Raw genomic sequence first — 8,678 nt, forward strand, 5'->3', positions numbered from 1 at the left:
CCAACGACGCGGCAATCAGCAAGGCAAGCAGAGATCTGTCCGAAAATTAGATGCAGGCGCCTGCATCTACCTCTAGTGTGGAGGTCACAGAGCGCGGTGTCGTTCCGCGCCCGTCCCCGACTGCATCGACCCCAGGCGGTACGCATGACACGCGGAACTCCCGAATCGTCCACGGCACCCGATACGACAACCGAGCCCTCGCAGACCGCTCCAGCGGCAGCGGAGACGGCCGCCGAGGTGAACGACAAGCTCGACCCGGCGTTCATGCGCATGGCCGCTGTCCTGCTGCTCGCCCTGTTGATGGCGCTGCTCGACGAGACGATCGTCAACGTCGGCGTGAAGACGCTCAGCGGCGAGTTCGGCTCACCGCTCGCGACCGTCCAGTGGGTGACCGCCGGCTATCTGCTCGCCGTCGCCGTCGCCACACCGTTCGCGGGCTGGGCCGTCGACCGCTTCGGCGGCCGCACGATGTGGCTCGCCGCCGTCTCCCTGTTCGTGCTCGGCTCGGTGCTGTCCGGCTTCGCCTGGTCCATCGAGTCGCTGATCGCGTTCCGGGTGCTCCAGGGCCTCGGCGGCGGCATGATCGTCCCGGTCGTGCAGAGCGTCCTCGCGACGACCGCGGGCCCCGCGCGGGTCGCCAAGGCCATGGCGCTGATCTCGCTGCCCCTCACCCTCGGCCCGATCCTCGGTCCCGTCCTCGGCGGTGTCCTCGTGGATGCCGTGAGCTGGCGCTGGATGTTCCTGATCAACCTGCCCATCGGTCTGATCGCCCTGCTGCTCGCGCTGCGCACCCTGCCCGCCGACCAGCACGCCGGCCGCCCCGAGGAGCGCCTGGACGTCCTCGGCCTGGCGCTGCTCTCCCCCGGTTTCGCCGCGCTGGTCTACGGCTTCACGACGGCCGCGCACTCCGGTGACGCGTCGTCCCCGAAGGTGCTGGTCGCCTTCGTCGCCGGTGTGCTGCTGCTCGTCGGGTACGCGGTGCACGCGCTGCGCACCTCGGTCACGCCGCTCATCGACCTGCGTATGTTCGGCAAGCGCGGCTTCACCATGGCCGTCATCACGATGTTCTTCGTCGGCGCCGTCGCCAACGCCCTGCTGCTCCTGACCCCGCTGTACTACCAGCAGTCCCGCGGGTTCGGCGCCCTGCACGCCGGCCTGCTGCTGATCCCCTCCGGTGTCCTCGGCGCCGCCGGCGCGATCACCTCCGGCAAGACGGCGAACAAGGTCACCGCGCGGCTCACCTCCACGGTCGGCATGCTCGTCACCGCACTCGGCGCGCTCGCCTTCTCGCAGATCGGTTCCGACACGAACTCCGCGTTGCTGTCCGTCGCCCTCGGCCTCACCGGCTACGGCATCGGTCTGACCGCGCCCGGCACGATGGCCTTCATGTACAAGGCCGTCGGCGAGGCCAGCGCGCCCCGGGCCACCAGCGCGCTGTTCATCTTCAACCAGATCGGCGGCGCGCTCGGCATCGCGGCCATCGCGATCACCCTGCAGGAGCGACTCGGCACATCCGGCGGGCACCCCGCGGGGGCGTACGGCGGCTCGTACTGGGTCATCATCGCCTTCAGCGTGATCGCGGCCCTCGCGGCCCTGGCCCTCCCCGGCTCCTTCCGCGCGGAGGCACCCCCGAAGCAGCCCACCGAGGACACCGGCGCCCTCCCGCAATCCACCCCTGCCTGACCACTCCCTCCCCCGATACCGGCCCGCCCCTCATCCCCCGGGGGCGGGCCGGTTCCTTCTGCCCCGCCGGCCGGCAGCGGCGCCCGGCACCGCGTCGGCCCGCCCCATGGCCGCTGGACCAGGAATCCAGCGCCCCCGCCTATACCTGGGAGAACCCACCGCACCCGTCTGCCCGCGAGGAAAACGTTGAAGGCTCTGGTCACCACCGCCGTGGATCCGCTCACCGTCGAGCTGCGGTCCGTACTCGACCCCCGCCCCCGCCCGGACGAGGCACTTGTCGAGGTCCACGCGACGGCCCTGAACAGGGCCGATCTCCTCCTCGCGGCCCGCCGTCCGATCGGTTCCTCCCTGGGGCTGGACGTCGTCGGCACGGTCCTGCGCCCCGCGTCCGACGGCAGCGGCCCACCCGCGGGCGCCCGCGTCACCGGCCTGGCGGCGAACAACGCCTGGGCGGAACTGGCCGCGGTCCGCACCGACCGCCTGGCGGTCATCCCGGACGGCGTCACCGACACCGACGCGGCCACCCTCCCCGTCGCCGGCCTCACCGCCCTCTACGCGCTCCGGAAGGCCGGCTGGCTCCTGGGCAGGCGCACCCTCGTCACCGGCGCGAGCGGCGGCGTCGGCCGCGTGGCCGTACAACTGGCCCGCGCGGGCGGCAGCGAGGTCACCGCCTGGGTCGGTTCCCAGGCCCGCGGCAAGGGGCTCGACGACTTCGGCGCCGAAGTCGTCGCCGGCTACGACGAGCCGCCCACCACCCCCGTCGACCTCCTCGTCGACAGTGTCGGCGGCGAGGTGTTCAGCACCGGCTACCGGCTCCTGCGCCGCGGCGGCGTGGCGACCGTCTTCGGCAACACGGTCCGCGCCGAGCTGCGCCTGCCCGCCGACTGGGGCCACGCCCGCCCGGGCGTGCGCATCGAGTACCTGTTCCTGCTCGACGAGGTCACCCGGCGCGACGTACCGGCCGACCTGGCTCTCCTGCTGGACCTGGTCGCCGCCGGAAAGCTGGTGGCCGAGCCGGGCCTGCTGCTGCCCTGGACCGACCCGCAGCGCGCGATCGGCGCCCTGTACTCCCGCGAGGTCAACGGCAAGGTCGTCCTGTCCATGTGACCCCGGACGCCCGTAGTGCCGCCGTACCCGCGAGCCCACTCCCGTCACCGCACCGCGAGGTTCCCATGCGACTGATCAGCTACCACGAGCACGGCTCCCCCGACGTCCTGCGCGTCGAGGACGTGCCGGTGCCCACCCCCGGCCCGGGTCAGCTGTTGCTGCGCACCGAGGCCGTCGGCGTCAACTTCATCGAAACGCAACTGCGCGGCGACACCGCCCCGTTCCCCTCCCCGCTGCCCGGCCGCCCGGGCGGCGACGTGGTGGGCCGGGTCGAGGCGCTCGGTCCGGACACCGACGGACCGGCGCCCGGCACCCGGCTCGCGGCGTTCGGGGTGCCCGCCGCGTACGCGGACCAGGTCGTCGTCGACGCCGAGCGCGTCCTCGTCGTACCCGAGGGTCTCGACGCGGCCACCGCGACCGCGCTCGGCTCCACCGCGCAGACCGCCTGGAGCGTCCTCGACGCGGCCCGGGTCACCAAGGGCGACACGGTGCTCGTGCACGCCGCGGCCGGCGCGATCGGCCATCTCGTCACCCAGCTCGCGAAGGCGCGCGGCGCGGGCCGGGTCATCGGCACGGTCGGCTCGCCCGCGAAGGCGGACTTCGTCCGTGCGCACGGCGCCGACGACGTCGTCGACTACCGGCAGGCCGACTGGGCGGACAAGGTCCGCGAACTCACCGGCGGCCAGGGCGTCGACGTGGTGCTCGACAGCGTCGAGGGCGCCGTGTTCAAGGACGGCCTGAAGCTGCTCAAACCGTACGGGCGGCTCGTCTACTACGGCTTCGCGGGCGCCGACGGCGAGGTCGCGAAGGTGGCGATGACCGAACTCCTCGGCCTCACCTACGTGGTGGGCTCCTCGCTCGACGCCTGGGCGAAGGCCGACCCGGTACGGGTGGCAGAGGCGCGCGCCGAGCTGGTCCGGCTGGTCGCGTCGGGCGGTCTGCGGGTCGCCGTGCACACCACGCTGCCGCTGACCGAGGCGGCCGAGGCCCACCGGGTCATCGAGAGCCGTACCCAGCTGGGCCGTGTCGTCCTCGTCCCCTGAGCCCCGAGGGAGCCCGTCACCATGACACAGAGAACACAGCGGCCGGATCCGGCCGGCCCACCGACACCCGCGCCCGGGTCCGAGCCCGACGAGACCGTGCCCGTCCTCGTCGCCGGAGCGGGCCCCGGCGGTCTCAGCACGGCCGTCTTCCTCGGCCTGCACGGCGTACCCGCGCTGGTGGTCGAGCGCCACCCGAGCACGTCGACCGCGGTGAAGGCCACCGGCCAGTACCCGCACACGATGGAGGCGCTGGCCATCGCGGGCGCCGCCGAGACCGTGCGGGAGCGGGGCCGCGCGTACCGCAGCGACTTCCACATGGTCGTCGCGAAGACCCTCTCGGGTCCGGTGCTGCGCACGCTGATGAGCGGCGACCAACTGAGCATGCGGCATGTGTCCCCGGAGGACTGGGGCACCGCGAGCCAGTCCGCGGTGGAGGCCGTGCTCGCCGACCGGGCGGCGGAACTCGGCGCGCGGCTGCGCTTCTCGACCCGGCTGACCTCGCTCACCCAGGACGCCGACGGGGTCACCGCGGTCACCGAGCACACCGAGACCGGCGAGCGGCGGGTGATCCGGGCGCGGTACCTGGTGGTGGCGGACGGCTGGCGTAGCGCCATCCGGCAGTCCCTCGGCATCGCGGTGCGCGGCCGGGGCACGGTCGGGAAGGTGCTGCGCGTCCTGTTCGAGGCCGATCTGAGCGAGCCGCTGTCCCACACGGACGGCGCCGCGGACGGCCGCCGGTTCACCGCGCTGCACGTGGGTCGCGCGGTCCTGTTCAACACCGAGGTGCCCGGTTTGTACGGGTACTTCCGCAACCTCACGCCCGAACTGCCGGACGGCTGGTGGACGAGCGAGGACACCGTCGCCGCACAGATCCGCTCCGACCTCGGCATCCCGGACACCCCGCTGAAGATCGAGGAGATCAGCGAGACGGAGATCTCCTGCGGGGTCGCCGAACGCTTCCGCGAGGGTCGTGTGCTGCTCGTCGGCGACGCCGCGCACGTGATGCCGCCGACCGGCGGTATGGGCGGCAACACCGCCTATCTGGACGGACTTTACCTGGGCTGGAAGCTCGCGGCCGTGCTGCGGGGCACGGCGGGCGAGGCACTGCTCGACAGCCACGACGCCGAACGCCGCCCGTACGCCGAGGAGTTGGTGGAGCAGCAGTTCACGAACCTCGTGGACCGTATCTCGCCCGAGCTCGCGGACGAGTCGCTGGCCGTGGCGTTGCCGCCGCCGGTCATCGCGTTCGGCTACCGCTTCCCGAAGGGGGCCGTGCTCCTCGAACCCGACGACGACGGCGAACTGTTCGAGAACCCCGCCCGGCCCACCGGCCGGCCCGGCTCCCACGCCCCGTACGTCCCTCTCACTCGGACGGACGGCTCCACCACCTCGACGACCGCCCTCTTCGGTCACGCGTTCGTGCTGCTCACCGGGCCGGACGGCGCGGCGTGGGCCGAGGGCGCCGCCGCCTCGGCGGACGCGCTCGGCGTCGCCGTCCAAGTGCACCGGGTCGGTCCCGGCACCGAACTGCTCGATACGGAAGGGGCGTTCTCCGCCGCGTACGGCATCGGTGCCGACGGGGCCGCCCTGGTGCGGCCAGACCGGTTCGTGGCGTGGCGGTGCACGGGGACACACCCGGACCCGGCGGCCGAGATCGAGCGCGCCCTGCGGCAGGTGCTGCACCGGCCCGCGCACTGAACCACCCGCGCGGCGCACCGCACGGAACCTCCCTGAACGTCAAGGCGAAAGGACCCGGCATGGCAGTGGCAGAAGCAACCGCTCAGCAGGAGAACGCGCAGGCCGGACAGCGGCGGGTGGCTCTGGTCACCGGTGGCACGAGCGGCATCGGCTTCGCCGTCGCCGAACTGCTCGCCGAGCAGGGGCACGCGGTGTTCCTGTGCGGCCGGGACGGCGAGACGGTCGCCGCCGTCGTGGACAAGCTGCGCGGCCGCGGCTTCGAGGCCGACGGCACCGCCGCCGACGTCACGTCGAAGTCGGACGTCCAGCGCCTGGTCCGCTCCGCGGTGGACCGCTTCGGGCCCCTCCACGTCCTCGTCAACAACGCGGGGCGCGGCGGTGGCGGGGTGACCGCCGAACTTCCCGACGAGCTGTGGGAGGCGGTCATCGAGACCAACCTCAACAGCGTCTTCCGCATCACCCGCGAGGTGCTGTCGCGCGGCGGCATGCTGGAGCGCGGCCACGGCCGCATCATCAACATCGCCTCCACCGGCGGCAAGCAGGGCGTCGAACTGGCCGCCCCGTACTCCGCGTCGAAGCACGGCGTCATCGGCTTCACGAAGGCGCTCGGCAAGGAGCTCGCCCAGTCCGGCATCACCGTGAACGCCGTCTGCCCCGGCTATGTGGAGACGCCGATGGCGGCCCGGGTACGCCAGGGCTACGCGGCGCACTGGGGCACCACGGAGGACGAGGTGCTGACGAAGTTCCAGGCGAAGATCCCCCTCGGCCGCTACTCGACCCCCGAGGAGGTCGCGGGCCTGGTCGGCTACCTCGCCGACGACCTCGCCGCCTCCATCACGGCTCAGGCCCTGAACGTGTGCGGTGGTCTGGGCAACTACTGACGGCGGTCGGCCGGGGCCGGGGGAGGGAACGCGGTCCCGCCCCCGGCCCATGAGCGTCCCAGGCCAGGAGCGCCCGCCCCCGAAATCCTGGGCGCGGTCCCCGGTTGCCGGTGCGCGCCCCCGGCAGAGACGAGTATCCATGATCAGGTACTACACGGCGGACCGGCTGATCACCGGTGATCGTGGCGGATGCATCCGGTACGGCGGAGTGCTCGTGGAGGGGGAGCTGGTCCGATGGGCGGGGCCCGCCCAGGAAGTGCCGTGGCAGCTGCGCCGACGGAGTGAGCATGTGGAACTCGGGCCGCTCACGCTGCTGCCCGGGCTCATCGACAGCCATGTCCATTTGGCGCTGGACGGCGCGCCCGGCGCCATGGCCCGGATGCGGGCGGCCTCCTCGGAGGAGTTGTACGCGCTCATGCTGCGCAACGCGGGCGAGTTGCTGTCCGCTGGCGTGACCACCGCCCGGGACCTCGGCGCGCCCGGGGGCCTTGGGGTACGCGTGCGCGACGCGATCCGCTCGGGCCTGGCTCCCGGGCCGGCACTGGTCGTGTCGGGAGCGCCGCTGACCGTACCGGACGGGCACTGCTGGTTCATGGGCGGAGCCCACGTCGGTGAACAGGCGCTGCGGCAGGCGGTACGGGAACAGACCGGGGCCGGTGTCGATCTCATCAAGATCATGGCCACCGGCGGGGCGCTGACGCGGGGTTCGGCCTCGTCCCAGGGGCAGTTCACGGAGCGGGAGCTCGCGGCTGTCGTCGATGAGGCGACGCGGTCGGGTGTCCCGGTCGCCGCGCACGCGCACGGCACGCCGGGGATAGCGGCGTCCTTGAGAGCCGGGGTGCACACCATCGAGCACTGCAGCTTCCTCGACGCGTCCGGTGCGATCGTCCCGGATCACGGCCTCGTACGCCGGCTCGCCGCAGGCGGTGTCCACGTGTGTCCGACCATCAGCGTGCGCTTCACCGAGCGCTGGGACCGGCTCGCCCCCGGGCCGCTGCCCGCCCTGCCGACGCTGTACCGGCAGGGCGTCCCCATCGTCGCGGGCACCGACGCCGGCACCGACGGCGCGCCCCACCACGCCTACGTCGAGGGCCTGATCGGCATGGCCCGGCTCGGTCTGCCACCCGCGGAGATCCTGGAGGCCGCTACGTCCCGCGCGGCCCGTGCCCTGCGCGTCGAGACCCTGACCGGCCGGATCGCACCCGGCCTGCGCGCCGACCTCATCGCCGTCGAGGGCGACCCGCTGCACGACGTCACGGCCCTGCGGTCCCTTCGCCTCGTCGTCGTGAGGGGGCGCGAAGTCCGCTCCCCGTCCCGACCGCCCTGCCCCGACGAGTCGGTGCGGTGAGGCCTGGAGCCGCACTCCGTCGCCTCTCCACCGCGCCCGGGGACGCTTGCCTCATGCATGGTGAACCCGAACGACTGACGCCCAGGACATCGCCTGCCCCGTCCCGGGAACTCCTGGCCCTCCGGCTGGCCTGCACCCTGTTCACCCACGACGCCACGTCGGCCGCCGCCCGTCTCATGGGACTCCCCCCGGACCCCGGCCCGTCCCCGTCCCGTACGCCCGTGCGCTCGGCATCCGTAGCGCCACGAGTCGTATCACGGGGCTGACGAACAGACGCATTGGAGGAGCGCCGACGGAAGGGTGCGTCGATAAGGCTGCCTTATAAGCCAACCTTATAAAACAGATCGGGATCATGTCTTGGACGCGCTGCCACGCCCGCTGCTGCAATCGGACGTATGACGCACCGGAACCACCGCATCGCCCTCATACCCGGTGACGGCATCGGGGCCGAGGTCCTGCCGCCCGCCCGGCGAGTCCTGGACGCCGTCGGCCGCCGCCGCGGAATCGGCTTTTCCTACACCTCCTACGACTGGTCCTGCGAGCGCTACGTGCGCGAGGGCTCGATGATGCCCGCGGACGGCCTGGACCGACTGCGCGAGGCGGACGCGATCCTGCTGGGCGCCATCGGCTACCCGGGCGTGCCGGACCCCGTCTCGCTGTGGGGGTTGCTGATCCCCATCCGCCGCACCTTCCGCCAGTACGTCGAACTGCGGCCGATCCGGGTCTTCGAGGGCGTGGACAGCCCGCTGCGCAGCGCCGCCGCGGGCGAGATCGATCTCGTCGTCGTCCGGGAGAACGTCGAGGGCGAGTACAGCGAGATCGCCCCTCACCGTCGACATCCCGCTGACCCTGGTCAACGGCTCCCGCCCCGGCCCCCGGGTCGTCGTCACCGCGGGTGTGCACGGCGGCGAGTTCACG

General features: G+C 72.8%; 7 protein-coding genes. All 7 read left to right on the top strand.

Annotated features, from left to right (window positions below; all coding sequences use genetic code 11):
* Window positions 1–144: 144 nt before the first annotated feature.
* Window positions 145–1,683 (top strand): DHA2 family efflux MFS transporter permease subunit, encoded by a 1,539-nt coding sequence (locus ACWD26_RS42415; protein WP_451278842.1) that lies wholly within the window; start codon window positions 145–147, stop codon window positions 1,681–1,683.
* Between the two features lie 186 nt (window positions 1,684–1,869).
* A complete protein-coding gene (locus ACWD26_RS42420; RefSeq protein WP_451278844.1) occupies window positions 1,870–2,790 on the top strand; it encodes a zinc-binding dehydrogenase in 921 nt (306 codons plus the stop codon).
* 65 nt (window positions 2,791–2,855) lie between these two features.
* The gene (locus tag ACWD26_RS42425) at window positions 2,856–3,833 is read left to right on the top strand and encodes a quinone oxidoreductase family protein (protein ID WP_451278846.1); all 978 of its coding nucleotides are present in this window, start codon (window positions 2,856–2,858) and stop codon (window positions 3,831–3,833) included.
* 21 nt (window positions 3,834–3,854) lie between these two features.
* The gene (locus ACWD26_RS42430; RefSeq protein WP_451278848.1) at window positions 3,855–5,531 is read left to right on the top strand and encodes an FAD-dependent monooxygenase; all 1,677 of its coding nucleotides are present in this window, start codon (window positions 3,855–3,857) and stop codon (window positions 5,529–5,531) included.
* 59 nt (window positions 5,532–5,590) lie between these two features.
* Window positions 5,591–6,412: a 3-oxoacyl-ACP reductase FabG gene (gene fabG, locus ACWD26_RS42435; RefSeq protein ID WP_451278850.1), complete on the top strand. Its 822-nt coding sequence runs from the start codon at window positions 5,591–5,593 to the stop codon at window positions 6,410–6,412.
* Window positions 6,413–6,551: 139 nt separating this feature from the next.
* Window positions 6,552–7,760 (top strand): metal-dependent hydrolase family protein, encoded by a 1,209-nt coding sequence (locus ACWD26_RS42440; protein ID WP_451278852.1) that lies wholly within the window; start codon window positions 6,552–6,554, stop codon window positions 7,758–7,760.
* Window positions 7,761–8,155: 395 nt separating this feature from the next.
* On the top strand, window positions 8,156–8,678 hold a 523-nt coding region (locus ACWD26_RS42445), incomplete at its 3' end, for an isocitrate/isopropylmalate family dehydrogenase (protein WP_451278854.1).

The organism is Streptomyces sp. NPDC002787 (assembly GCF_053592095.1).

Excerpts from the sequence above, each read along its gene's own strand:
- ACWD26_RS42440 (WP_451278852.1), top strand. The coding sequence starts at position 6,552 with ATGATCAGGTACTACACGGCGGACCGGCTGATCACCGGTGATCGTGGC.
- ACWD26_RS42430 (WP_451278848.1), top strand. The coding sequence starts at position 3,855 with ATGACACAGAGAACACAGCGGCCGGATCCGGCCGGCCCACCGACACCC.
- ACWD26_RS42425 (WP_451278846.1), top strand. The coding sequence starts at position 2,856 with ATGCGACTGATCAGCTACCACGAGCACGGCTCCCCCGACGTCCTGCGC.
- ACWD26_RS42415 (WP_451278842.1), top strand. The coding sequence starts at position 145 with ATGACACGCGGAACTCCCGAATCGTCCACGGCACCCGATACGACAACC.
- fabG (WP_451278850.1), top strand. The coding sequence starts at position 5,591 with ATGGCAGTGGCAGAAGCAACCGCTCAGCAGGAGAACGCGCAGGCCGGA.